We start from the raw sequence: 26935 nt of genomic DNA on the forward strand, positions 1-26935 counted from the left end.
CTTCCCGATCAGGGTTTCACTAACTTTAGCCGCCCAAACACGGATGCGTCGATATAGCCCAGGTTCTTGTCGCCGTCCACCGGCGCGATAGCATGGGAACCCATAAAGTGTTCACGGGTTTCACTGTTGTCGTTATCGCAATAGGCCAGCATAAAGCCCACTTCTTTCCCTGCTGTCAGCGTTACCGGTTCGCCGGGTGTGGCGGTGGTGAACGAGTCCGGATATAACTTCAGCGCGACTTCCCAGGTCACCGCATACGGCGTGCTGTCAGCCCGTTGCCACGCGCTATCAAGATGATCGTTCAGCAGAATGACGCCTCGGTTGTCGTTCGCCGTGTCGCCGATATCCGCCACGTTGCCGTCAAGCGCGATGTGATAGGCAAACGCATTATGGCTATACAAGTGCTTTCCGCCGGAGGCATCTTCATCCACAAAAATTTCCAAACAATCATCATCCCAGTACTGGATCCGCGGATTGGGATAACGGTCGTACAATACGTCGTCGATGACCTCCACGAGGACATACAGGTACTGCTCATCCCACAGCAGCTTGTAACGTCCTGAGAAGTCGGCGGGGGTGGGTGTTTCGCCCACAATATGATGACTGAGTTCGTGCCAGTCAGCCTGCTGCCAGGCAGGCTCCTCAGCTGCGCCATCGATGGTTAATGACGACGGGGTATAAGGTACAGATTGCGGCGCTTTCGCCTGGGCAGAAGTACTGAGGGCTGCGCCCAGTATGACGCCAATAATTGAGAATTTCACCACGGCTCCTTATAACACTGTGTAAATTTTACACGATCTACTAGCCCACTACGAGCGTGTGTCTGGCAGCATAACGCATTCAGCGCTATTTGCAGTCTCTATTCCAATTTCCAGCTGATTCTTTTTTATACAAATTTCCTTCACCCCATGTTGGCATGAGGGCGAGTGCTCGTTTTGGCATCAAATATGCGTGCGTAAACCACGAGAGAGGATGAGGCAAACTGCGAAAACCACACTACACGCGTCAGCGTGTGGGGCAGGTTGGAGGTTAACATGACGGTTAGTGCATTACCCACTGATGTGATTATTCAGGTGCAGCAAATGGCGAACGAAGAAGAGCGTAATCGCGTTCAGCCAACCAGTGAAATTGATACTACCCCAAACGGCAATAACAATGCCCGGGACGAAGCGGCTGCGCCCAACGAGCGATTGCAAATTGCAGAACTGGAAGCCCGCCTGGAGGCCCTGCGTGCCCAGCGTGAACGCCGTGAAGCTGCCCAGCAGCAAGCCGAAAACCGCGCCCAGCAACGTCGTGAGCAACTGAATCAGCTTACCGGTAATACAGTGCAGCCACAGCCGCAGCAACCTCCTGCGGATCAACCCCAGTTTCCTCCGCGTGATCAGCAACAGGTTCGCACCGCTACCGTACAGCAGAATGAACTACAGCAGGCGCAGCAAACCCAGCGCGATATACTTCCCGGCGAACCGGCAAGTGCAATAGCTGCTACCCAGCGCGCCGATAGAACCGACACTACACAGCGTGAACAGCAGGTGCAGGCCCGGGTTCAACAGGAAGTAAGCCAGCGGGAAGAGCGCCAGCAGCGCATTGCTAATGAAGCCGATCTGGCAGACGAAGAACTGGCCCGTCGTATACAGAAAGACGTTGGCGAACGGGAACAGCGTCAGCGGGAAACCATATTCACTCAGGTTGAAAACCGCGAGCAGCGCCAGTTGCTTACCACCCGGCGTATCGTTGAGGAAGCCCGCGCAGAAGCCTTGCAACTGCAACGAGACGCGCTAGATGCTGAACAGCAAAATATCCAGCTGCAACAACAACCACAGGCTGCACCTGACACCGAGGCACAACCAGAAATTAACCCTGCTACCCAGCCCGGCCCCCAGAGCGAACTGGCAGCCAGTGAGGTAGTTGCTGAAAAAGACGCCCTGGAGGCGTTATATTCTGAACAAACGCAAAGCCTGATAGAGCAAGCTGACGACGAACAGGCAACGCTAAGCACGGAAGAGCTAATTGAAACACTGCGGGAAGAAGCCGAGGCCTTAGAAGCGTTATTACGCCAGCAGGCCGCCAGTGAACTGCTGCCCGACCAGCAACTGGATGCAGAACTGAACGAAGTACGTGAAAGCCTGCAGGAAGAAGTGGAACGTAATGCACGGCGATTGCAGAATACCCAGCCAGCCGCCTCACGGCTGGGGCACTTTATTGATCAGGTGAGTTGATTTGCGCTTAGGTTTTCTCCGCCATCATTGCGGCACGGGCATCTTCCTTTAGGCTTTAATTGGTAGTACTCCTGTTTCTCTGTTCCAACATGCAACGGCGTATTATGCTCGATAACGGCGCTTGTATTCTGCAGGTTCGGGAGATATCAGGTTTTGGTATTATTCCTTGCACGCAAATCTAAACGTTGTTCAAGCTTCACGGTGTGTACCACATTACACATCCGTCCGCATTGAACGATACTGGCTATTCAAATAGCAGGCAATGCATTTGCATTGTCGTGCATAGCGTATTATATTTAATAGCAACCGGTATAGATGTGACCATCCTTTCACTCGGAGGTGGCTTGTGGCTAACGTAACATTAGAGACTGAATCAACGCTTACAGAGCGTTTTCAAACAACTGTACCCAGCCCTGTTCGTAAAGCTTTACACCTGAAGAAAAAAGACAAAATAAAGTATTCAATTCAGGCTGATGGCAGTGTTTTAATTACTAAACTCGCAGAAGAAGAAGTCGACCCAGTATTGGGCGAATTTCTTGCCTTTTTAGAACATGATATTAAGAAAAACCCCTCAAATTTGCAGCCACTGGGGGAAGATTTGCGCAATAGTGTAAGCGACTTGGTAGCAGGTGTTGAATTTGATTTGGATACGCCGTTATCAGACGAGGATGAATAAACTTGCCTGCAAGCATGCCCATAGTCGTCAACGGGTGGACTTTGTATACACATCCTTTATTTGTGGAACAAGTCCAATCGCTTCGTGAGAAAGTAGAGGCACTGAAAGCAAAAGATCCCCATGGATATAAAAACAAGAACGCTACAAAGCGGTTAGCAGCCATTTACAAGATTATCTTCGAAACTATACCGCAAGATCCGACGCTGCCCGAATACAGGCAGGGTAAAACTTTAGGCGCTCAGAATAAGCATTGGTTTAGGGCGAAGTTCTTTCAGCAGTACCGTCTTTTTTTCAGGTATCATGTCAAATCTAAGTTGATCGTATACGCTTGGGTCAATGATGAAAAATGTAGACGAGCATACGGAAGTAAAAGTGATGCGTATAAGGTGTTTGCTCAAATGATTGCGTCAGGAAACCCTCCCAATGATTGGGATCAGCTTTTAAGCGAAGCAAAAAAAAGCTGAGCTGTAGGCTGTTTTTCGATAAAAAAACAGTGTAAGAGGCTTGAATTACACAATACTGAGGGCTATTTCGACCGATATAAAAGAGAATATTGCCAATTTTAGACCAACACACTTTGCTCCTAAAATAGAAATTTAAAAGTAAGTATGAGCTACTAAAGTTTAGATTTCAAAGCGTTAATTTCTCTGAGAATAATTGAATACCTAACGCGCAAATTTGCTCAATAAAAATAAATGTCGATACGCGTTAAATTTATTCTTCTGTTACGTTAGTAGGAAAGAAAACTGCCTATACCCGGCGAGGTAACCATCACACACTTTATATTGATTGGGTACGACTAGATACCTGTTTGTTGAGTGCTGCTGGTGTACAAATTTCTATTTCTAAAGCGCTTGTCCATATACGCAGAATGGCTCGTGATTCACATTTTTCATTACAATGCTCGGATTTCCATCACAAGGTAACCTGGTTTTAGTTTCAGGAAGAAGTCGCGCGTAATGCACAGCGATTGCAGAATACTTAGCCAGTCGCATCACGGCTAGGTTTTCTCCGCCACCATCGCCGCACGGGCCTCTACCTGGTATTGGGTGGGAGACTTGTTGAATTTATTTCGAAAGCTGCTACTGAAGTAAGATGGGGTGCCAAAGCCTACCGCAAACGCTACCTCTGTAATGACCTCGCCCTCGGCAAGTAAAATAGTGGCTTTATCAAGGCGGTAATTTCGCAGGTATTCCGTGAACGGACAATCGAACAATTCGGAGACTTTGCGATTTAATTGCCGCTCACTTATTAATAGGGCCGCGGCCGCGTCAGCACGTCCGAACTTATCGTTAGAGTAATTTTTCTCAATTACCGCCATGAAGTTTGTATGAAACTCCAGATTTTTGCGACTGAGGAAGACGGGTACCTCTGTAGAGTTTTGTTCTTTCTCCACATTTTTTTCAAAATACTGCTGTACTTTTTCTTTGGAAGCCAGCAGGTTTTCAACACGCACTAGCAATTCACGTCGGTCGAAAGGCTTTTCGATAACATCATCAATTCCCGCTTTTAATGCACGCATTTTAACTTCTGCTTTTGCCGTCAACAAGATTGTAGGTATTACGAAATTACTCTTTTCTGCACGGATTGCTGTAATAAAATCTACGCCGTTCGTGTCGGGCATTACATGGTCTGTTACGATTAAGTCAGGTTTGTATACTGCCATCAAATCCCTAGCATTAGTGGCATTTCTGGCAGTAACGCACCGATAGTGTTGCTTAAAAATATCAAACAAGTGTGCCCGCATATCACGGTTGTCTTCTATTACTAGTATGACCGCACTATTCTCAATAAGGGCATTTTCTTCATCAACATTGGCCGGTTCATTTCCCTGACCCGTTTGTGATGCATCGTTGATGTTTATCCAGTCAACTCCCAGTAGGTTCCATCCCACGAGTCCTTTGAAAGGAATCGTTACCTCAAACACGCTGCCCTCCCCAAGTTTACTCTTAACTACAATGTGACCACCGTTTGCTTTCACTATTTCTCGTACCATCGCTAGACCAACTCCAGAGCCACACTCTTCGTTGCTACCGACTCGTGTAAAACGAGTGAAGATACTCTCGGTATCTTCAGGGGCGATACCTACCCCTTCATCCGTGACCCTAATGACCAAATCATTTCGCGAGCGTCGGGCACGAATCTTAATTAACGACCCCTCTGAAGAGTATTTACTGGCATTCGTTATCAGATTGGAAAGAATTTTCTCCAGTGAATCCCCCCGCAACATAATTTTAATGTTGCCCTCTACTGTAGCATCAATAACTTGGCGCTTTTTCTCCACGAATGGTTGCAACTGAATTACGGTGCTATTTATAGCATTCTTCACAACGCATTTAGCAACTGGCATATTAGAAAAGTCACTTAGCTTTTCAATATGGATTACCTGGTTTATCAGACACTCAAGCCGCTCCGTCTGGCTAAGTGCTCGGTTTATTTTTTCACAAACAGCCTTATTACTTTTGGCATCTTTTAACGCCAACTCAAGTGGCCCTTTGATAAGCATTACCGGTGTGCGCATCTCGTGAGAAATATTGCTAAGTAGTTTTTGTTTTTCATTAATAGTATTCATCATAGAATTATCTTTTCTCTGAAAAACAAACTCTTTGTTGTTAACTATCACTGAAAATAAATCGCTGATAAATATTAGCTTTGACCTTAACTTAGTTTTCCACAGTAACACCATAGTTAAAGCCAAAAGGGCATAAGTAAAAAATGCATACCAGGTCAACCATATCGGCGGTGGCACCACTATATGCAATGAAGCTGACTTGGCTAGAGACCCTTTCCATGGAGAGTTCACCCGTAGTTGAAGCTCATAACTTCCAGCATCTAAGGTAGAGTAAGTCACTGTATCATTAGGACCTTCCGTATCATTCCACTCTTCTGATAAACCAAGAAGTCTATATTGAAGTCTCTCCTGTCCGTTAAGCAGTTGTGCTGGGTTAACTATATCGACCTCGAATAAAAACTCCTCTCTGCTAAGTTGGATTGCTGTGCCCGATGCTATTGCTTTAGAAAATCTATCAACCACTGGCGTGAGCATTCGTCTATTTTCGTCAAACGTACGCATTTCCTGAAAATATGCTGCGGACTTATTAAAACTATTTGTTCTTAAAAAATTTTGTAGCTCTGTGTTATTCAAAATATAATTAAACTCGTCCCCTCTTATTAAAGTAATCTCCCCGTTACTCGCTACACCGTCATATTCGTAGTCAGAATTAAATATAGAAAAATCTGGACCTAATTCTCTATGTAACTTAAGTTCCTTGTCGATTATGAAAAGACCGTTGCTCGTCGTTACAACAAGTATATCTTTTGAAACTTGCGCTACACCTCTAATATTAGGTTCTGTAAAATATTCTAGACGTTCTGACCTTCCGCTATTAAGATCGATCTCTACCAATCCGCCACCAGAAGTGCAAGCAATGAGCAAATTATTGTTTATTTGTGTAAGACAAATAATATTCTGCAGGCTAAAATCATGATTCGGGGATATTTTTACTAGATCACCATTAGTATACAACTTATAGATACCGTCCCCATCAACACCGATAAACGCTTGCTGGTCATCAGACCCTAAAACTACTGATGCCTTTTTAAAGCTCTTTATAGTGGTCTCTCTTCCAGATGTTATTAATAAATCTTCTCCCTCAATTGATTCTGATATAACGTACTCTATATTTTCCCCAACCACTGTTGCATCAATAACTTTTCCACTGTAAGTTGTTTTATCGATAACTCTAAGAATACCGCCAGTTAATGGGTTAATTTTAAATTTATTTCCAACTTCGTCTATGATTTTGTATTCGTATTCATTTTCGCCCATTACATATAAGTCATAGTCTGTATCTAATTCATATTTTTTTAATAATTCTCCGCTTGAAGAAAACGAATATAACGACGACGAAGATGTGAACAAAAAACCTTTTTCTTTAGTTACATAAACATCATTTATATATTCGTTGAAGACCTCATTTTTTACGTATAAAAGATCTATAACCTCTGATCTCCGTGCAACTACTGCTAAACCTTTCTGCCAATCATAAATTAAAACATTTCCGTCTCTATCAAAATCCACTTGACTTAGATTTAAGTCTCCTCTACTCCTAAGGTAATTAGGGAGGCTTAAGGGAGGTAGCACACTATTACCGAATTTATCAAGCTTTAATATTTTATTTCCTACAACCCAAACTTCACCGGTTGAAGATATTTCTATATCTTCAACCGAATACTCATACTTTTTGCTACTATTTTCACTTTCAATTTTCAGTGGATAATAACGCTCAACTGTCATGCTTCTATCCACTAAAAAAAGTCCTCTATTTGTTCCTACATATACTTTGTCATCAAGCATTTTTAGAGATGAAATTCTTCTTACTTCATCTGAAAAACTTGATAGGGGAAGATGTTTCCACGTATCCTTGGTAGTATCGTACTGAAATAGTCCCTTTTTCTTATCAGACCACCACAAAATTGAGCCGTCATAATTTCCTGATAAATTTAAAATTTTATCCTGATTTACTATCCCCTCTTTCCTAAAGTTTCTAATGATCTTTGCAGAGCTTTTCTCAATTAGGAATATGTTCGTAACGGTGCTCACCGCTACTTTGTCAGGAAAAACAACAGACGTCCAAGCTGCGTTTAAAATTTCAGATTTCCCATTAATGAATGGCGTTTCTTGGTAGCTATACTTATTTAAGAGATAAAGACCTTTCCCAAAGACAGCAATAAGTAATTGTGACTCGTTAAAGTTATCAATATCTGTAATGTAACCGTTACGTATGACACTTCCCTCCTTGCCCACTTTTTTTGCATTTGCACCGACCTTTTCATAGAGCCCGTTTTCACCACCAATCCAAATTTTTGATTCATCTACATGGATAGCTCTCACTATCCCAAGCGAGTGCCCGTCTATGCTGTTCTGATATTTGATAAAGTCTGAGATGCTTCCGCACACTTTAGAAGCAAAGCCTGTCGTAACAAAGACCAGCAATATAAACAGTCCATGTCTCATTAGTTTAATCTCCGGTCCTTATTTTGAATGAAGGTGAGCATTCAACGTGTTCAATTAACCATGCGCGGAAACAAGCGCCACGGCATTTATATAAAATATACAACTATGAGAGCATAAAATGGAAGATAATAAAGAACAAAATTCAACCAAAGTTTTAGATGAGGAGGAAATCTTGTTGGTAACTGGAGCCGGGTCAAGCTGCTGCAATCTGAAATATGATGAGTATTTTTATAAAGGTCCTTATCCCAAGAATCCAAAGGATCCCGCGGTTAAGATCTAAACCAACCACCACCGCATGCCGGCATTCTCTGCCGCCATGCGGTCGTAGATAAAATCTCCCACATACAAACAATGGGCAGGCGGTAATTGCCACTGGCTGGCTATCTGTAGCAGGGCAGTGGGGTCCGGTTTGGGTGGGGCATCTTCCCGGGTGAGCACCAGGCTTATGGGCACCTGGTTGTTCTGCAATTTAATGGTGGTGGCTTGCCGACAGTTGCGGGTCACTATGGCCATAGGCAACTGATGTTGCAGTATATTTTCTACCATCTCTCTGCCCAGTGGCAACCATTTGGCGGTGTCAGCGTCTTCCAGTTCGTGCTGAAGAATGCGCTCTTGTGCCTGTTGTTTGGTGGTTGCGCAGGTGATCGCCTCAACAAATTCCAGAATATCCTGATCCTGAGGACAGCCGACATCGTCGCGCATTCTGGTAAAGTTAAGTCTGGACTCCACCAACGTGCCATCCAAATCAAAAATAACGCCTTTAATGTTGGTAAGATCCACACGTCACCCGGTTCAAATTTTCGTCTTTGGTGACTGTGCCAGCAAGGCGGCCTCAGTTACAGTGAATTTTTGGTAAGTGTTGCCAGTTGGTGGTGAACTGGGGTGATAAATGGTTACGTTTCATACTCCAGCTGCGCTGAATGCCAGTTGCAGCTGAGCCAATGGCCGAATTTCCATATTTTCTGTTTATCGAATTCATGCAGGCCATTAACTTTGGATTATGGGAAAGTTGCGAAAACATATCGGGTTGCACCAAGTCGTCATCAACAATCTCTATGGCCCCTAACCCGCATTTATGAAACAACACACCGGCTTTAAATAAAGTAACACTGGCCTGACTGGCGACCTGTACCAGCGCACGGGTGTCACTGGTGGGATGGGCAAATTTATGCTGAATAGCCTTGTGGTAATGCCCTTCACTGGCAAATGGGTTGGCATGTGCAAATAAGGTAAGCGTAACGGCACTGCTTTGCTGGCGGCGTAGCTTCTCGGCCACCTTTTCGGCGTGCCAGCACAGCGCCTCTCGCAATGCGTTGTGGCTAGTGACCTTTTCGCCAAACGCGCGGGTAGAGTAAATTTGTTTTTTGTTGGCGCGTTCTGTATCCCAGGCAATGCAGGGCGTGCCGTTAAGCTCTCGCACTGTGCGCTCGGTTTCTACCGAGAACTGTTTGCGAATACTCTTAGGGTCGCACTGCGCCAGTTGCCAGGCAGTGCTTATGCCCTGGGCTTCCAGCCGGGCACTAATGCGCTTACCCACGCCCCATATATCGCTTACGTGCATTTGCGAAAGTATAGACTGAATACGCTGTGGAGTGTCGAGTACCGCCAGGCCGTTTTTATTCCCCAGCCGCTTACCGGCATGGCTGGCGGCTTTCGCCAGCGTGGGAGTGGTGCCCAGCCCCACCCCCACTGGTAACCGTAATTGCTGCCATACTGCCTGCTTGATGTCGTTGGCATAGTGCATCCAGCCCGCAGAGGGCTGCCAGTTACCAAAGTTCAGAAAGCACTCGTCTATAGAATACACGTGCATATCGGGTGCGAAGGCGCCAACAATACACATCATTTTATTCGACAAATCATCGTACAGTTCATAGTTGGACGAGCGCACCACGGCACCGTGTTGCTGTAAAAACTTTTGCACCTTGTAATAGGGGCCGAACTTCTTCACGCCCAGTTGCTTCGCCCGATCGCATAACGCGCAAATACACCCGTCGTTATTGGTCAGCACCACCACCGGACGGTTGCGTATGGCGGGGTCGAACACTTTCTCTGCCGAGGCATAGAAACTGTTGGCATCGACTAGCGCGTACATTGGCTTAACCACTTCACATACCGGTGCATCCGCACCGAGCGTACTACAATGCCTTCCTCTTCGAATATATCGCCCTCGCTGAGCACATAGGGCTGGTGATCCTGCCCCGGCGACAACAACACCATGGCCTTACGGTCGAACAGCTTACACACAAACCCGCCGTTCAAATTGGCAACCACCACATCCAGACTGGTGGTACTGGCTGCGCGATCCACTATAAGCAGGTCGCCATCGAAAATCCCCACCCCGGTCATGGAATCACCCTGGGCCTGCCCAATAAAGGTTGCGCTGGGGTGCTCTATTAACAGCTCGTCTAAATCCAGCCCAAGTTGTCGGTATTCTGCTGCCGGCGACTCGAACCCGCTGATGCCGGCTTGCGCCCGCACCGGTATGACTTGCAGCATGGTAAACCTCACTTTCTTCACTACATGAAAGACACTGTTTATTTATACAGTAATTTACTGTACAGTAAAAATGAAATTCGCAGAGACGGAGACGCTCCATGGCAATTACCACGCAATACGTAGTAACACATAAAGGGGTAGAGAAGCTGGTGACTACCGATAAAAAAGAGGCTGATCAATACGATAAGATGCTGGACGCGGCCGATAATCTGGCCACCTTTATCCAGGCAAAGGGCATTAAATTAGATGCCGGTGTAGCTGAAGAACTGTCGATCATGCTGGCGAAAAATAAAGACAAGGTCGCCAAGGTACTGAAGGGCGCCACTGCAGATAGCGTGCTTGAGGACGAGCAGGCCGAAGTGGTAAAGCTGCAGGCCAACGGCTAACACCCCGGTAGGTACGTCTTCGCGCCACGCGCGTCGCCATTGTGCGGCTGCGCGTGCGTGTTACCTATTTGATATGCCGCCCTTTCTCCTGCTATAACACTAGCCGGCGCGTAAGGTGAACAGCAAAGCTGCTCATCGCGTAACCAGTGTTACGGGCATTGCAGTACTCTGCCCTGTTTTTGTAGCGGAAATAAGGAATACCTTTGGCCTCCCCACACCCAACCTCTGCACCCCCGGTTATTGTTCTGGACGGGGTGACCTTCGCCTATACGGCTGACGGCCCTGACATTATTGATATTCCGGCCTGGTCGGTAGCGGCCGGCGAGCATGCCTTCGTGAGCGGGGCGTCGGGCAGTGGCAAGAGTACCCTGCTGAATTTGGTTACCGGTACGCTGGTGCCCAACACCGGCACCATCACCCTGGCCGGCCAGCCCTTTTCTTCCGCTCCGGCCCGTCAACGTGACCATTTGCGCGCCACTCACATTGGCGTGGTATTTCAGCAATTCAATTTAATTGGCTATTTAACCGTGCAGCAGAACATTGCCGCGGCGGCGTACTTTGCCAAAAATAAACGCCCCGACCTGAACCAGCGTATTGCCGAACTGGTAGATGCCCTACAGTTACCTGACTCCGTGCTGCAAGCCAGAGCAGAAACCCTGAGTGTGGGTCAGCAGCAGCGGGTGGCTATTGCCCGCGCGCTGGTGAACCAGCCTGAAGTGCTGGTAGTGGACGAGCCCACGTCGGCGTTAGACGCCAACGCCCGCGACCGCTTTATGAACTTGCTGATAGACAACGCCCGCGAAAGCGCCGTGCTGTTTGTAAGTCACGACACCAGCCTGAAACACCACTTTGAATCGCATATCGACATGGCCTCGCTGAATCAGGCTAAGGGGAAAGTATGATCCTGCAACTGGCCGCCGCCAGCCTGAAGCACCGCAAAACCTCGGTATTGCTCACCCTGTTCACCATAGTGATCAGTGTAAGCCTGTTGCTAAGCGTAGAGTATGTGCGCGGTCAGGTACGAGACAGCTTCACCCGCACCGTCTCCGGGGTAGATATTATAGTTGGCGCACCCACCGGCCAGCTTAATCTGTTGCTGTACTCTGTGTTTCGAATGGGCAATCCCACCCAGGGGGTCGACTGGCAGGACGTGGCCTGGCTAGAAGACCATCCGCAGGTAGACTGGTTAGTGCCCATCGCGCTGGGTGATGCACATAAAGGCTATCGGGTGGTGGGTACGTCAAATGCGTACTTTGAGCATTTCAAATACGGTGACAAACAGTCGCTGAGTTTCTCTACCGGCAACGGGTTTACCAGCGATCGCCATGCCGTTATCGGCGCCGAGGTAGCCGAGCAATTGAACTATCAGGTGGGCGATAAAATTGTAATATCCCATGGCCTGGGTGAAGTCAGTTTTCAGCACCACGAGTCACACCCCTTTACCATTAGCGGGATCCTTAACCCCACAGGCACACCGGCGGATAAGGGGGTCTATGTGACACTGCAGGGCATGGAGTCGGTACACGGCAGTTCACCAACGCAGAATACGCTACGCCGCTCACCGTTTAAAAAGCCTGATGCCGGTAGCAAGGCAGCTGACGATGATCACGCTCACCATGATGAGCACGACCATAGCGCGGAGGACACACACGGCGAGAGCCTGTCGCAGGCGCCGCCGTCGTCGATCAGTGCGCTGTTTTTAGGCCTGTCCAGTCGCGTCGCCGCCCTACAGGTACAGCATCAGATCAACAATTACGGCAATGCCGCCCTGCTGGCTATTTTGCCCGGCGTGGCCCTGAAGCAGTTGTGGGGCCTGATGAGTAACGTGGAAAAGTTGCTGTTAGGAATTTCCGTGCTCATTTTAATTTCATCGTTGATTGGCCTTATCACCTTATTACTGGCAACCATGCGAGAACGCCGTCAGGAGATTGCCGTACTGCGCGCAATAGGCGCCGGGCCGGGCACAATCTTATGGTTAATTCAGGCAGAAGCCCTGCTGATTACTGCGGTAGGCTGCGCGGTATCCTTTGCAGCGGTATCGCTGGGACTGGTGGTGTTTGCCGACTGGCTGAACGCCAGTTATGGCCTGGTGGTCACGGGCAGTTTGTTCACGCTGCAAAGTGCCATAGTGGTGGGGTGTGTGCTGGCTGCAACCTGGGTGTGTAGCTTTATTCCCGCTATCGCGGCCTATCGGAGCGCGCTGCACGCGGGGTTGAGTACCCGCTAAGTGGCGGCTGATGTAGACGGTATGTAGCTGGTATTGCAGATAGAGCCATCAGGTTGAGCGGGTTATTTAAGGGAATGGGTACAGACATGTGCTGTTGGCTAACGCGGTTTGCAACCACATCCACGGCTAATGAGCGTGAGCGAAACAAGGCGCGTGGCTGAACAGGCACCTGCCGTGAGCCGGGCATGGGCTAATAGAAGAGTAATCGGAGTGAGTCAACAGCCACTACCGGGCTGCCGACCGGATAAGTTGTTAGTGTGCGTTGACCAGTGAATCCAGCAGATTCATTACATCACGGCTGGCGGTTTCCATCTGTTTAATCAGGGTATCGCGCTTAACCGTGTCGCCTGCATTGGCGGCTTCAATAGCCTGAATGCCGGCACGGTGCACTTCTGCATGGGGCTTCTCAAGACGGCGGAAGGCGTCTGTCTTACCCATGCTGTCGTGCTGATTCTCGTTATACCATCTGCCTAACCGGCAAGAGGTATGATCGGCGAACTCGCCAGCTGACTTGTTGCTCTTACCGCACAGCACAGCGTACACGTCACTTTTCCACACGACGTGATCCAGCTTCAGCGTCTGAATAAAGGTTTCCTGCGAGCCATTTTTGATGGTGGTGCTCATGCTGTCGCAGTGCTGTACCATTTTATCGTAGGACGTATTCAGGGTATTCACGCCCTCTGACAGGTGCGCGTTGTTTTCCTGTAGCTCCGACACTGATCCCACCGCGGCACGGGTAGATTGAATAATCCCTTGCACCAGCTCAGCCACTTCGTTCGCTGATTTGTTGGTTTCATTGGCCAGTGCACGGACTTCGTCGGCCACCACGCTAAAACCGCGACCGGCGTCACCGGCACGGGCCGCTTCAATGGCCGCGTTAAGGGCCAGCAAATTGGTCTGGTCGGAAATACTGGTGATGGTGGAGACGAACTTATTGATATTATCGGCGGTATCCGACAACCCGGAAATGCGATCACTCATTTGTGTCATGCGTTCGCTCAGGGCGTTCATAGCACTGATAATGTCTTTCAGAGAGGTCGACGAGGTGTCGAATAAACTCTGAATATCTGCAATAGAGGTACTTTCGTCCTGAATCTGTTGATAAGCAGACAATACCGACTCGCGGATCCCACTTACCTGGCCCAATGCATCCAGCATACCGTTATTCAGCGAATTGGCCTGGTATTGCTGGCTTGCCTCAATGAGGGCTGCGTTTTCTTCCTGCAGGGCAGCGTTTTCAGCTTCCAGTTGTGCCAAGCGCTCTAGCGTGCGGGTGTGCTCCTGTTGCAGGTCGGTTAAGGCATTTGCCTTAGACTCAAAAGTAGACTTGAGGACCAGCATAGTGTCTCCAGTAGAATTATTATTTTCGAAAATTCACTTTAGCAGGTAATAGCCTGCTATGGCTATTAGCCAATAGTAATTAAATACTAGTCACAGGCCCGGGTAGTGCCTCTTTCGATCAGTTTCGGCGTGAGAATGTGTTCCAGTACCACCTTATGATTGCCATACACCTGGTCCAGGATCCAGTTAGCCGCCATGGCGCCGATTTCCCTCACCGGGTAATCAACGGTGGTGAGTTTAGGCGTGAGATAACTGGCAAAGTCGATGTTATCGAAGCCGATTACTGAGACATCTTCCGGCACCCGTTTACCGTGGCTACGTAGCGCATTGATGGCACCTGACGCCATCTCGTCGTTGGCACAGGCCACGGCAGTGTAATGGCAGCCGGACGCTTCGAGCGCCTCGATGCCTGCTTCACCAGAGTGCGCCTGGAAGTTACCTTCGTAGGTCAGATTAGGGTTGTAATTAATACCCGCCTCGGCCAGCGCACGCTTGTGCCCTTCCAGACGGTTGATACCATCAGCTTTAAACAACGCGCCCGACAGGTAGCCGATATCACGGTGGCCTAAATCAAGTAAGTGCTTAGTAGCAATATAACCGCCGGTCACATTGTCCAGGCTGATGCACCGGTCGCCAATGGCTTCTATATAACGGTTAACCACCACCAGCGGGACATCCTGGCTGGCCAGTTCCACCAGATACGCATCGCTCACCGCTTCCACATGCAAAATAAGTGCATCGCAGCGACGGCTGAGCAAGGCTTCAATTTCCTTTTTCTCCAGCGCTTCGTCGGAGTGGCCGGTCACCACAAACATGTGTTTGTTGGCTCTGCGTAAGACTTTTTCTGAGCCGGCTACCATGGTGCCGAAAAAAGAGCCGTGCAGCTCAGGTACGACATAACCAATGGTATGTGTTTTATTAGACGCCAGCGATGCGGCAATGACGTTGTGCCGGTAGCCAAGCTTTTCCATGGCGGCCAGCACCTGCTGACGGGTTTTTTCTTTGACTGTATCGGTATTATTGATTACCCGCGAAACAGTGGCAGAGGAGACGCCCGCTGCTTCGCTGACCTGTTTTATTGTTACCATGTATTCCGTGTTCCTGCTGGTATCGCCTGCCTCACGATACGTCTGCCCACCGTTGGGTCGTTACTGGCGTTCTAATGTCAGTTGTTGCTGAATTGCCGCCACTTTATGGTGGTCTAATGTATACCAGCGCATGATTATCGCAACCGCTAATGATGCCACGGCCGGTAATATACAGAACGACACTACGATACCCTGCGCTACGCTGGGATCGTACACATTAGCCTGATAATCGTAGTAAGCCAGCAACCAGCCAGCCATCGCGCCGCCCATAGCGAGGCCCACCTTAATAAAAAATACCACGGTGGAGTAGGTAACACCGGTCATGCGGACTTTGGTTTTATACTCGCCATAATCCACCACATCGGCAATTTTCGCCCATAACAGGGGGGTGGCCATTTGCAGGATAAGGCCCCACATAAAGTGCAGACTCACCGCCAACACCCAGGCATCAGCCGCCACAAAATAGTTCGCCACACAAATGCCCGCACTGAGGACTTGCAATAAGGTGTACATTTTTATTTTGCAGTAACGGCGGGCCAGCGGATTTGCCAGCGCACAACCAATAATACTGCCGATCATGCCTGCTGTGACGAACAGGGTGACGTCGTCGGGGCGTTGCAGGACGTATTTCACATAGTAAATGGCCAGAGTATTACGCAGCACCATGCCGGTAAGCAGCAGCACGGCCACCACACACAGGACCCGGCACTGGTCGTTTTTCCACAGCGCTTTCATCTGCTGTTTATAGGGCACAGCATCTTCGTTCGACGGCTTCACTCGCTCCCGGGTACCGGCAAAACACACCAGAAACAGCCCCATGCCAACCAGACTCATCAGCATCATCGCGCGCTGATAGCCCAGCGCATCATCGCCCTGCCCAAAGTATTCCACCAGCGGCAGCATACACAGGGTGACCACCAAACCGCCGCCCATGGCGAATACGAACCGGTACGACTGAATAGACACCCGTTCATTGGCCTCGGCGCTCATTACGCCGCCCAGCGCCGAGTACGGAATATTAATGGCCGTATACATAAGCATCAGCAGCGCATACGTGGCAAAAGCATAGATAAATTTACCGGTTTCCGGCAATGGCGGGGACGTAAAAGCAATCACGCTGCATATCGCAAACGGTAGTGCCAGCCATAACAGATAGGGCCGGTAACTGCCCCAGCGGGTGCGCGTACGGTCGGCAAGCGCTCCCATCATGGGGTCGGTGACAGCATCGAATACTCTGACAATCAGGAACATGCTGCCCACCGCGGCGGGCGACAGGCCGACAATATCGGTGTAGTAGAAGGTGAGAAACAGCATCACCGTCTGAAAAATAAAGTTGCTGGCGGTGTCGCCCAGCCCGTAGGCAATTTTTTCCCGTGAACTAACCATACCCACTACGCCTGTTTGTTATTTTGCTTGTTTGCGGGGAGCTAACATACGACGCAACGACAAGGCGCTGTTTTTCAGCGTGCGTGTTTGCGTTGCATAATCAACATACACGATACCGAAACGTTTTTCATAGCCCAGTGCCCATTCAAAGTTGTCCATCAGGCTCCACACGAAGTAGCCGGTGATGTTCACACCCTGACGAACCGCTTCTGTTACTGCGTCCATATGGGTTTGCAGGTAGCGTAAACGCTGCTGATCATCCACCACGCCATCAACCATATGATCGTCACTGGCCAGGCCGTTTTCGGTAATGATCAGCGGGGGCAGCGTGAAGTCACGGTGCAACTGCAACAATAAGTCGGTGAGTCCCTGCGGATAGACTTCCCAGCCCATCGCGGTTTTTTCACAATCGGCCGGTGGCTCCAGCTGGTGAGGATCTTCCCCGCCGTTATCTTCTACCTTGGCACGGGTATAGTAGTTAACACCCAGGAAATCGATAGGCTGCGCAATAATCTCTAAATCGCCGTCTTCGATAACGGGGCGATGAGCCTCTGGCAGCTCGTTCAGCAATGCCGGGTACTCGCCTTCGATGATAGGACGAATGTACCAGTCGTTAAAATGTACGTGCGCTAGCTGGGTGGCAGCTTTGTCTTGTTCGCTGTCACTGGCCGGATAAAACGGCGTGAAGTTTAGCACAATACCGCTTTCTGTCTGGGGCGCGTTTTTGCGCAACACCTGCATACCCAGGCCGTGTGCCAGCAGTAAGTGGTGAATGGCTTTCTTGCCATATTCTTTGCCCACTTTGCCCGGCGCATGAATACCGACTTCATAGCCCAGATAAGCACTACAAAACGGTTCGTTCAGGGTGGCGTAGGAAAACACCTTGTCGCCAAACGCTTTGGTCACAACATCAACGTAGGTAGCAAAAGCATAGGCGGTGTCACGGTTTAGCCAGCCACCTTCGTCTTCCAGATACTGAGGGAGGTCCCAGTGGTAAAGGGTGACATATGCTTTAATATCACGCTCCGCCAGGGCATCCAGTATGGCGATATAAAAATCCAGGCCTTCCTGATTTACTGAGCCGTCGGCACGGATAATACGCGGCCAGCTTATGGAAAACCGGTAAGCGTCCACGTTCAGCGACGCGATCATGTCGATGTCTTCACGCCAGCGATTTATGTGATCGCAGGCTACCAGACCATCGCTTTTATCGGCAATTTTACCGGGCTGCTGACAGAACGTGTCCCATATACAGGGTTCGCGACTGTCTGCACCGCCTTCAATCTGAAACGATGAGGTTGCCACACCCATGGTGAAAGACGGGTCAGCAAAAGGGGTTCCGGGTTTCGCAGTAATATCCATGAGTGTCAGGCATTCCTACAGGTAAACGGATTAATGACAAGGTGCAGCGCGTCGCAGCACACTCTGCCGGGACATGGAAGCGCTTACAAAGCGCCTCGGAAATAAGCCGGCGTACGTAAATATAAGAGGGAGTATAACATAAAATGTAAGCGCTCCCATGAAAGCCTTTAACATTTTTATCACAAACTGCCCGGCAGTGACTGACGGGCAAGCGATGCTTACTGACCAAAGCGGCTCAGGTAATCCTGATGCTTGGGCAGTTTATCCACCGTGCGGTCTATTTGTGTGCGAATTTGCGTGAGTAGGCCTTCCAGCTCTTCCCGGCTCATACTGTCCACAATAGGGTGGTAAGACTCCGGCATCAGCCCCTGGCCAATCATCACCTGCTGCCAGGAGTCGTCAAACAACTCACTGCCTTCTCTGAATACCCGTCCGGTTTTCTTAAACAGATCGATACGGTGGCGTAGTGACGCCGGTACATCCATCTGCCGGCAGTGCCGCCAGAACGGTGTATCAGTGCGGTTGGTGACATGATAGTGCAGAATAATAAAGTCGCGGATGTGCTCTATGTCGAAGTCTGCCTGGGCGTTGAACTCGTTCACGTCCTCTTCTATTACCCCGTCAACTGGGAACATGCGCAGTAACCTCACGATCCCCTGCTGAATAAGATGAATACTGGTGGACTCCAACGGCTCAAGGAAGCCACTGGCCAGGCCCAGCGCAATACAGTTACGGTTCCATTGTTTGCGCCTGCGGCCAGTGCGGAAGTGGATCACGCGAGGCTCGTTCAACGGTTTACCCTCGATATTCGACAGCAGCTTATCAATGGCTGCCTCATCGCTCAGGTAATTGCTGCAGTACACCAGGCCATTGCCTACCCGGTGCTGCAACGGGATACGCCATTGCCAGCCAGCATCATGAGCGATACAGCGAGTGTAAGGAATAGGGTCATCCACCGACTCGGTTTGCACCGCGACGGCGCTGTCATTGGGTAGCCAGTGTGACCAGTCTTCATAACCGGTATGCAGTGCCTTTTCAATCAGTAAACCGCGGAAGCCGGTGCAGTCTAAAAAGATATCCCCTTCTACCACCTGACCATTATCCAGCGTCAGACTCTCAATGAAGCCATCCTGCTCGCGCACCGTCACATCCTCAATTTTGGCATCGATGCGGGTCAGCCCTTCTTTCTCGGCCAGTTCGCGCAAAAAGGCAGCATAGCGAGTGGCGTCAATGTGGTACGCATAGTTAAGCCCATTGTTGGGCAGGTGTGCAAACCGGCCGGCTTCCGCCGCTTTGCGCTCCAGGCAGTAATCACCAAAATCACTGCTCAGCCCTTCTTTGAGGCCGCGCATCCAAAAGTGCTGAAAGCCGGCGGCCCAGCAATCTTTCCCCGTCACCCCAAAGGCATGCAGGTAGGCGTGTTCAAGATCTTTCCAGTTTTCGAAGTTAATACCCAGCTTGAAGGTGGCATTCGTGGCTGCCATGAACTCCTGTTCATTCACTTTCAGCAGCTTATGAAAAAATACCAGCGTGGGGATGGTGGCTTCGCCTACCCCCACTGTGCCAATTTCAGAGCTTTCTATGAGGGTCACATCCACTTGTCGGCCCAGCGTGCGGGTAAATGCGGCGGCGGCCATCCAGCCTGCGGTGCCACCGCCGGCAATTACTACACGTTGTCTTTTCGTCTCAGTCATCACTGCTACCTGATAGTTGTTACTGCTTGAGGTTATTCGCCAGCCAGGCTTTGAACTGGCGCAACGTAGGCTCGTCGACATCACCTAACGGGCCTTGCCGGTTTTCTGGAATATGGTCAAAACGGCGCGACGACTCACCAAATACATAATAATTAAACAGGGCCTTCCAGGCCTGACGCTGGCTGTCTGGCAAATTGTTCAGTGCCAGCAGGGCGTGATACAGGGCATTTTCACTGCGCCCCAGATAAGCGGGCGTTTGTCGCCACCAGTAATTCACCAGCATATTCATGGTTTGCTGCCCTTCAATGTGATGCCACCACATTGAAGGTATATACAGCGCGTCGCCGGGTTCCAGCTCTATCACCAGGGCCTGTTCCAGCGCCTTGGCAAACTTCGGAAACCGGTCATAATCGGGGTGTTTGAAGTCCACCAGACTGATGGCCTGTCCTGCCGGTGTAAAATGCAAAGGTCCCACATACAGATTTTCTACCTGCTCAGGCGGAAACAGTGTCACCTTACGCTTACCCGCTGTTACGCAAATAAGGTTATCCGGCACATCATAATGGGCGGCAATACGACTCTTATTGCCAATCCACAAGGTCGCCAGTGGCGCTAATGCATCCAGCGGCATGGGGTTCGCCTCAGCAAAGCCCGGCAGGCAAGTGTCCAGCGTAGTGGAGCCCACATATAGCGAGTCCGGTTCGGATTGCTCTGCCAGCGCCAGCATCTGTTGCAAAGCAGACTGGAAAGGCTGACGGTTGCGGGTGAAATTAAACCCCGACATGTCGTCGTTATAGAACATTCGCCCGTCTTCCTGATGGGGCAATGCCAGACAGTCTACCGTGACGCCCCGGTCAAACTGTGCCAGATACTGCACCAGCGCGTCATCGCTTTCCTGGGCCGCCTGCACTACCGGCCAGTCGGCCACCAGACCAGGCAACGCGCGGGGCGTCGTCCAGCCGGACAATGCAGCAGTCAGCTCATCCCGGTTGCCAACGTGCTCTGCAAGTACGGGTTGGTTCATCACTTGGCCACGCGTGCCTTTTTTCGTTCAACCAGATTCCGCAGCTGTGACATAGAGGCAATAATCATATATATCAGCGCCACATAGCCTTTACTGTGCAGTCGGCCAAGGGTGTCGGCATCCAGTGTTTTCAGCTTTTCTTCGTTCAGCGTAGAAAAGCCGGAGAGACGATGGGTGCCCGAGCCGTCCAGGTCTATATCAACCACAAAACTTTCAATCAGTGACAGTTCGTTGAGGGTAGCAATAAACTCCGCCACTTCGTCCTGACTCTGATGAATAGTACTGAGTACGTTGGCGATATTGTCGATGTAATCGGTGTTCCCGCCGTGGGGCAAAAATATAGGCTGTCCTTCGCTCTCGTTTACCCGGGGATCATCCAAGTTGATATGGATAGATAACGTTTGTTCGCCGTCCCGCTCGTTGCGGCCAATTAAAAACGGGCCTTTCTCAATTAACAGCGGCTTATAATTAGCCTTCCAGCCATCGTCGTCCAGAAACAAATTTTCATTCTGTTCAAGGCCAAGCAGGGCAACCAACTGGAACTGGTTATTGGCATCTTTGGCAAACATCAGCGGGTAATGCGCCTGTGCGTGGCGCAGTTCCACCGGATACACGGGCACGCACATCATGTTGTCACCGTAGTCGGCCGAGTGCGTGGTAATGACTTTTAAATCTTTGTGTTGAACATTGTTCAGTAGCGCATGGTTGGCCATGTTCACTCCTATTAACTGGCTTGGTGAGTTGCCCGGGCTGTTAGCTGATCGAGCAGTGCACGGTTGTCCGGCAGCCCGGTCAACTGTTGCTGTTGCCGCTGATGCGAATGACGGATAGCCGATTCTGCCGCACGCAGGCGCGCCTGGTTGAACCGACCCTCGTCTACCTGCCCTTTATACCCCATTCCGAATAGAATATAGAGATAGCTGGCAACCGGAAAAATTTCGTTGTTGTAAATAAAGTCATCCGCGTGTGGCGGACGGGTTTGCCACAGTGTGAGCCAGGCCTGTAACTGGGGGGAGGCCGACTCAATATCTGTCATGGCCTGCCAGTACGACGTATCCCGGCGTTCACTGAGCACATAATGTAGCTTCAGAAAATCGACTATGCGTGCCCAGCGGGCATTCATTTTCTGGTTAAACTGTTCGGCCGCCAGCGTCATATGCGCGCCGGGGGCTGGCAGCAGCCTGGCAATGTCGTTGGCTGCCAGTTCAATCATCACCAGTGCAGAAGCCTCAAGCGGCTCAAGGAATCCCGCCGACGTCCCCACGGCTACACAATTGTGTAACCAGGGCGTAGTGCGGTAACCCGGCGTGAAGCTAATTTTGCGAATAGCATCTTCGTGGACCGGGGCGCTGGCGGCATCTGCCTTTAGATACTCTAGCAGCGTCGCGCGGGCAATCTCATCGTCCGTGTGTTCGCTACTATACACATAGCCTACCCCTTTGCGGGTAGGCAGACCAATATCCCATATCCAGCCGGCCTGTCGCGCGGTAGATACGGTGGCTGACTGAATAGGCGTGGTACTGTCCGCGTAGGGTGCCTGAACCGCCATGGCACTGTTGTTTTTCAGTGCTGTAACAGGCTCTAAATCGACCTTGTAATGCTGGCCAATCAGGCGTGCCGCAAAGCCGCTGCAATCAATAAACAGCGAACCTGCTATTGCGCCCTCACGCCCCTGTAATTCAGTAATGACGCCGGTGGCATCGGTATGGACAATATCAATATGGTCGCGCACATAACGAACGCCAAGCGCTTCTATACTGTGGGTTTTAAGCAACTCAGCAAACTTATTGGCATCCAGATGATAGCCGTAATTTGCCACGGCCGCATAGGGCGGTGTTTGCGCTTGCTTGGGCGCTTTATGCTGAGCGCATAACGCGGGCTGAGTGGAAAACAATTCGGCGAAGCGGGCTTTCGGCTGGGTACTTTGCCACCAGGGCACGATGTCAGCATCGAAAAAACCGGCTGGCAAATCAAAAGGATGGTAGTAGCAGTCGTCGTCCGTATTAGTCACCCACTGGCGAAAGCAGGTGCCTTGTTTAAAAGACGCATCGCACTGCAATAAGAAATCGTCTTCGGCAATACCAATCTTGCGCAGGGTGTCGCGCATGGTAGGCCAGGTTCCTTCACCCACGCCGAGGATCTTCACATCAGGCGATTCTACCAGGGTAACAGAAACATGGGGGTTGGATTTTACATTATGTTCGGCAGCAATGATGGCAGCTGTCAGCCATCCGGCTGCGCCTCCGCCCACTACCACAACATGACGTTGTAATTCTGGATTATTTTGCGAGTTCATAGCGTTGCCCCGTCGTCTGCGCTGAACCTATGGTGGTCAGGGCAGATTTCCGACACGTCTGGCGACGGTCGAAATCCCGTTTGCTACTCAGTGTAACGGATAAAAGCGGACTGCGCTGCCGTATCCTTACGGCAGCGCCTTCCTGACCTACAACTTCCGGGACTAGAAGCTGTAGCGCACACCTACGTTATAACGTGGTTCCACGTCATATATGCCAACCAGCATATTTGGATGACGACCATGCGTACGCTGGTACTCACCCGTAACGTTAATGCCTTCAACGAACACTTCCAGATCTTCATTCACCTGATAACGCACATTCAGGTCAAGCTGGTCGTACTCTTCGGTATAGATGGGGTTCGCCAGACCATTACCGTCTGTGGTGCTGGTCAGGAACTTATCACGCCAGTTCCACGCCGCACGTACTTCCCAGTCATCGTTCTCATAGAAGAGTACCGCGTTCGCTGTATCACTCAGACCAAGCAACACAAACTGTGTAGCCAGGCTGTAGTTATCATATTCAACATCGCCGTCTACCATGGTGTAGTTCAGGATGACCCCGAAACCGGTGTCGCTGAACAGATGTTGTACGGCAAATTCCCAACCGTCAACCGAACGGGAATCGTCAGAGTTCACCGCCTGGGTTACCCGAATAGGTAACAACGGATCTTCACCGTCGATGCCGACAATCTGGCCATCTGCATTGACGTAACCCTGGTCGAAGAAGTATTGGCGAACCTCAGCAGCATCATCAGTGCCTAAAGCCTCTACCGCTTCCTGATAACGCGGGCCACCAATTGGTGTAGCAATATCAAACAAGGTATCTGTGTAAGTATTGGTGCCGATGAAGTTTTCTACTTCTTTGTCGAAGTAAGCCACTGACACGTAGCTGCCTTCGCCGTAGTAGAATTCGGTAGCCAGGTCGATGTTAGTCGACTCGAACGGCAGCAGGTTAGGGTTACCGGCAGTACCAGAACCTTCCTGGGCACGGGCCAGCTGATTCACTGTCAGACCACCCTGAATATCAGAATAGCCGGGACGGGTAATAGTTTTGCTGTAAGACGCACGTACAAACCAGTCCTGAACGACTTCCATCTTAAAGTCTACAGAAGGCAGGAAGTGGTCGTAGCCACCATCCAGGTTCGTGAAGGTGAAACCGTCGTCCAGCACACTGAATTCGTTGGCACCGACCCACGCAAGACCGGTGATGTCAGGTACCTGAGCTGCAGATTCTACCTCGGTATCTTCGTAACGCAGACCTACAGTTAACCAGCTTGGCATTTGACCAATTTCAAATTCCAGATTCGCCTGGCCGTATACAGCCCACATAGTTTCTTTAGTGCGGCGGTCAACCTGGTAGTTAGGATCCATACACAGCTCTGTGCCACACGGGCCCAGTGTATCGCCATTGGCAACAGCAACCGCTGAAATCGCGCTCAGGAAATCCTGCATGCTGGTTGCGTAGTAGAAGGGTTCAAGATCGCCCCCATTGCTGCCCAGTGTGTCATCGAACAGGCCAGGCAGATCGCGCTGCATGAAAATATCATCCGGATAATCTTCCGGCGCACCGTAGCCGCCCCACGTATCGCGCTGTGCAACTGAGTAAGCTGAACGGTTTTCAACTTCCGTGCCGGCCAGACCGAAATCAATGCTGGTGACAATGCCGCTGTCTAAGTAGTAGTTACCCCGGAATTGCAGCTGGTTGATGTCTGATTTCATGTAGCTGTTACGGAACGACGTGCCCGAGGTAAGCATACGGCTTGGATCTAACCCGTTTACGCCATCAGCATACACAATGCTCATGACCGGGAAGTCCTGAGAATAGTCCACTTCGGTTTGTACACGGTCGAATTGTACGCCGCTGATTACGTTGTTGCTGCCCAGATCATTTTTAGGACCGGCTTCAGCTTGCGAGTCATGGTAATCCAGTTCCAGTGTCAGGTTGTCGCTGGCAATCCACTCAACGTTAAAGCCCAGTGATTTGTTTTCATTCACCGCGCCATAGTCGCTGGTGCCCAGACCGATATCGCAGCAGGTATTGTCTGCATAGATCACCGGCCCCATCACCGAACCTTCTTCATTGGTACCCGGGGTGTATTCACCGTAAGCAGGCACACCATTAAACCAGGTAGAGATCTGCTGACGCATGGTCTGCGTTTCCAGCTCTGAGTAGGTGTAATCCAGGGTGGTAGTGATGTCGTCGGTAGGTGCGTATTGCAGAGTCAGCTGACCGTTCATACGGGTACGGCGGAATTCATCCACGTTGTACGCCAGGTTACGTGGTACGGAGTACACGTCGTTTGGACCCGGAATATTTTCAAAGCTACCGTCGCGAGGCAGTGAACCCCAGTCGCCGCCGTCACCTTTAATGGTGTACCAACCGTTGCCGGTTTCCGCACTGTTTACGCCGGCATCACGTTCCTGATAAGAACCAATAAGCTGAATACCGAAGGTATCGTCATTGAATGTCTGGCTGTAAATACCCGACAGCTCAGGCGTCACCGAGCTGCCTGTTTCAGTAGACTGGTCGATTACGCCCTTCACACCCACGCTGGCTTTCAGGCCAGGGTTGCTCAGTGGCTTCGCAGTAACCAGGTTAACGGTAGAACCGATACCACCGGTTGGCTGTGCCGCACGACTGGTTTTATATACTTCAATGGCAGACACGCCTTCCGAAGCCAGGTTCGCAAAGTCGAACGAGCGCGATGATGAAGCGCCGGTTGCTTCCAGGTTCGCGGCAGGCATTTGACGGCCGTTCAGCGTAACCAGGTTGTAGTCAGGACCAAAGCCACGCACGGTAATTTTACTGCCTTCACCGTTTGAGCGGTCAATAGACACACCGGTAATACGCTGCAGCGACTCGGCCAGGTTGGTATCGGGGAACTTACCGATGTCCTCTGCCGAAATAGCATCAACCACGCCCGATGCAGCTTTTTTCGTCAGCATGGATTTGGTTAAACTTTCGCGGATACCACTTACTTCGATAACTTCAAAGTTACCGGCGGTAACTTCACCGTCATCATTGTCCTGAGCCAGCGCAGGCATAGTTGCCATGGCGCCTAAAATAAGCGACAGACTGCTTGCCAGTCGCGTTTTATTAAATGTTTTTGATTTCATGTGTTACCCCAGCCGTGCGATAAGTAATGGGTTAGTTGCAGCTCCGCTCTTTCTGGCACGCTGTTATCACGTGATGGCGGTGTGTTGCTCGTAACCGGCGACTTGTTTCACTTTGGTTTACGTTGATTTATGCCACCAGTTGGCATAACTCTGAATGCTATGAAAGCGCTTACAATTTACCACTAGATACCTGTAAGCGCTTTCATTACAAAATACGTAGGATCCGTTTGTAATGCAAGTGTTTTGAACTTGTTAATTGTTAAATTTTGTACAACCAATACATTAACCCTCTTTTTTACACTGATAAAAATTGTGTTTTCTTTGTACAAATTTCAGCTGTAGCCTGTACAGCATAGTTGCTCTGCGTGATTTCGACAGGAAGTAGCTTAATAAAAACTTAAATTTTAAGTTAGGCGTCGGGTTGCACGCTTATCCCACTGATATGTTGCACGGGGTGGGAAATGACAGGCCGGCATTTTGTAAGCGCATTCAAAATTAAATGTAAGCGCTTGCATTTTACATGCTCGTGCCTATACTAGCCAACAAGTCGTTAACAACTGCATGTGCATGCCTCATATCGTCTCACACAGCATATGAGCTGGCGGT

Annotated in this window: 21 protein-coding genes; 7 read left to right on the plus strand and 14 right to left on the minus strand. The window is 50.1% G+C overall.

The window, feature by feature from the left end; translation table 11 throughout:
• Nucleotides 1-8: 8 nt before the first annotated feature.
• On the minus strand, nucleotides 9-761 hold the full coding sequence (locus OCL06_RS02090) for a CBM9 family sugar-binding protein (protein WP_373318428.1): 753 nt from the start codon (nucleotides 759-761) through the stop codon (nucleotides 9-11).
• Between the two features lie 273 nt (nucleotides 762-1034).
• Here OCL06_RS02090 and OCL06_RS02095 point away from each other — a divergent pair, with 273 nt between their 5' ends.
• The 3 genes from OCL06_RS02095 to OCL06_RS02105 all read left to right on the plus strand — a co-directional run bounded on the left by OCL06_RS02095 (nucleotide 1035) and on the right by OCL06_RS02105 (nucleotide 3359).
• On the plus strand, nucleotides 1035-2219 hold the full coding sequence (locus OCL06_RS02095; RefSeq protein WP_262992084.1) for a coiled-coil domain-containing protein: 1185 nt from the start codon (nucleotides 1035-1037) through the stop codon (nucleotides 2217-2219).
• A 346-nt stretch (nucleotides 2220-2565) separates the two neighbouring features.
• Nucleotides 2566-2895, plus strand: coding sequence for a type II toxin-antitoxin system PrlF family antitoxin (locus OCL06_RS02100; RefSeq protein ID WP_262992085.1), 330 nt, complete (start codon nucleotides 2566-2568; stop codon nucleotides 2893-2895).
• 14 nt (nucleotides 2896-2909) lie between these two features.
• Nucleotides 2910-3359 (plus strand): type II toxin-antitoxin system YhaV family toxin, encoded by a 450-nt coding sequence (locus tag OCL06_RS02105; protein WP_262992335.1) that lies wholly within the window; start codon nucleotides 2910-2912, stop codon nucleotides 3357-3359.
• A 536-nt stretch (nucleotides 3360-3895) separates the two neighbouring features.
• On the opposite strand, the gene OCL06_RS02110 is transcribed toward OCL06_RS02105, so the two are convergent.
• Nucleotides 3896-7912: a hybrid sensor histidine kinase/response regulator transcription factor gene (locus OCL06_RS02110; RefSeq protein WP_262992086.1), complete on the minus strand. Its 4017-nt coding sequence runs from the start codon at nucleotides 7910-7912 to the stop codon at nucleotides 3896-3898.
• 118 nt (nucleotides 7913-8030) lie between these two features.
• On the opposite strand from OCL06_RS02110, the gene OCL06_RS02115 reads away from it, so the two are divergent.
• Nucleotides 8031-8192: a hypothetical protein gene (locus OCL06_RS02115; protein ID WP_262992087.1), complete on the plus strand. Its 162-nt coding sequence runs from the start codon at nucleotides 8031-8033 to the stop codon at nucleotides 8190-8192.
• On the opposite strand, the gene OCL06_RS02120 is transcribed toward OCL06_RS02115, so the two are convergent.
• Genes OCL06_RS02120 through OCL06_RS02130 form a run of 3 tightly spaced genes read right to left on the minus strand, consistent with a single transcriptional unit; the run spans nucleotide 8189 to nucleotide 10408 of the window.
• The gene (locus OCL06_RS02120; protein ID WP_262992088.1) at nucleotides 8189-8692 is read right to left on the minus strand and encodes an HAD family hydrolase; all 504 of its coding nucleotides are present in this window, start codon (nucleotides 8690-8692) and stop codon (nucleotides 8189-8191) included. The genes OCL06_RS02115 and OCL06_RS02120 overlap by 4 nt on opposite strands.
• A 52-nt stretch (nucleotides 8693-8744) precedes the next feature.
• Nucleotides 8745-10004 carry a Y-family DNA polymerase gene (locus OCL06_RS02125; RefSeq protein WP_262992089.1) on the minus strand — a complete coding sequence of 420 codons (1260 nt, stop codon included), beginning with the start codon at nucleotides 10002-10004 and terminating at the stop codon, nucleotides 8745-8747.
• Nucleotides 9992-10408 (minus strand): S24 family peptidase, encoded by a 417-nt coding sequence (locus tag OCL06_RS02130; RefSeq protein WP_262992090.1) that lies wholly within the window; start codon nucleotides 10406-10408, stop codon nucleotides 9992-9994. The genes OCL06_RS02125 and OCL06_RS02130 overlap by 13 nt, the downstream gene beginning before the upstream one ends.
• Nucleotides 10409-10506: 98 nt before the next feature.
• Here OCL06_RS02130 and OCL06_RS02135 point away from each other — a divergent pair, with 98 nt between their 5' ends.
• From OCL06_RS02135 to OCL06_RS02145, 3 genes are all read left to right on the plus strand, one after another.
• Nucleotides 10507-10794 (plus strand): YebG family protein, encoded by a 288-nt coding sequence (locus tag OCL06_RS02135; RefSeq protein WP_262992091.1) that lies wholly within the window; start codon nucleotides 10507-10509, stop codon nucleotides 10792-10794.
• 203 nt (nucleotides 10795-10997) lie between these two features.
• Entirely contained in the window at nucleotides 10998-11696 is a 699-nt protein-coding gene (locus tag OCL06_RS02140) for an ABC transporter ATP-binding protein (RefSeq protein ID WP_262992092.1), read from the plus strand.
• Complete coding sequence (locus OCL06_RS02145) at nucleotides 11693-13021, plus strand: ABC transporter permease (RefSeq protein WP_262992093.1); 1329 nt, start codon at nucleotides 11693-11695, stop codon at nucleotides 13019-13021. The genes OCL06_RS02140 and OCL06_RS02145 overlap by 4 nt, the downstream gene beginning before the upstream one ends.
• Nucleotides 13022-13273: 252 nt before the next feature.
• On the opposite strand, the gene OCL06_RS02150 is transcribed toward OCL06_RS02145, so the two are convergent.
• The 9 genes from OCL06_RS02150 to OCL06_RS02190 form a co-directional block, all read right to left on the minus strand.
• The gene (locus OCL06_RS02150; RefSeq protein ID WP_262992094.1) at nucleotides 13274-14362 is read right to left on the minus strand and encodes a methyl-accepting chemotaxis protein; all 1089 of its coding nucleotides are present in this window, start codon (nucleotides 14360-14362) and stop codon (nucleotides 13274-13276) included.
• Between the two features lie 86 nt (nucleotides 14363-14448).
• Nucleotides 14449-15450: a LacI family DNA-binding transcriptional regulator gene (locus tag OCL06_RS02155; RefSeq protein ID WP_262992095.1), complete on the minus strand. Its 1002-nt coding sequence runs from the start codon at nucleotides 15448-15450 to the stop codon at nucleotides 14449-14451.
• Between the two features lie 60 nt (nucleotides 15451-15510).
• Nucleotides 15511-16836: a glycoside-pentoside-hexuronide (GPH):cation symporter gene (locus tag OCL06_RS02160; protein WP_262992096.1), complete on the minus strand. Its 1326-nt coding sequence runs from the start codon at nucleotides 16834-16836 to the stop codon at nucleotides 15511-15513.
• Nucleotides 16837-16854: 18 nt separating this feature from the next.
• Complete coding sequence (locus OCL06_RS02165) at nucleotides 16855-18198, minus strand: GH1 family beta-glucosidase (protein WP_262992097.1); 1344 nt, start codon at nucleotides 18196-18198, stop codon at nucleotides 16855-16857.
• 218 nt (nucleotides 18199-18416) lie between these two features.
• On the minus strand, nucleotides 18417-19892 hold the full coding sequence (locus tag OCL06_RS02170; RefSeq protein ID WP_262992098.1) for a tryptophan halogenase family protein: 1476 nt from the start codon (nucleotides 19890-19892) through the stop codon (nucleotides 18417-18419).
• A gap of 19 nt (nucleotides 19893-19911) precedes the next feature.
• Nucleotides 19912-20916, minus strand: coding sequence for a cupin-like domain-containing protein (locus tag OCL06_RS02175; RefSeq protein WP_262992099.1), 1005 nt, complete (start codon nucleotides 20914-20916; stop codon nucleotides 19912-19914).
• Nucleotides 20916-21629, minus strand: a complete 714-nt coding sequence (locus tag OCL06_RS02180) for a SapC family protein (protein ID WP_262992100.1) — start codon at nucleotides 21627-21629, stop codon at nucleotides 20916-20918. Before OCL06_RS02180 ends, OCL06_RS02175 begins: the two co-directional genes overlap by 1 nt.
• Nucleotides 21630-21640: 11 nt before the next feature.
• Nucleotides 21641-23212, minus strand: a complete 1572-nt coding sequence (locus tag OCL06_RS02185) for a tryptophan 7-halogenase (RefSeq protein WP_262992101.1) — start codon at nucleotides 23210-23212, stop codon at nucleotides 21641-21643.
• 162 nt (nucleotides 23213-23374) lie between these two features.
• Entirely contained in the window at nucleotides 23375-26329 is a 2955-nt protein-coding gene (locus tag OCL06_RS02190) for a TonB-dependent receptor (protein ID WP_262992102.1), read from the minus strand.
• Between the last annotated feature and the right edge of the window lie 606 nt (nucleotides 26330-26935).

Origin of the sequence: Alteromonas salexigens (assembly GCF_025628895.1) — a bacterium.
GTDB classification, from domain to species: domain Bacteria; phylum Pseudomonadota; class Gammaproteobacteria; order Enterobacterales; family Alteromonadaceae; genus Alteromonas; species Alteromonas salexigens.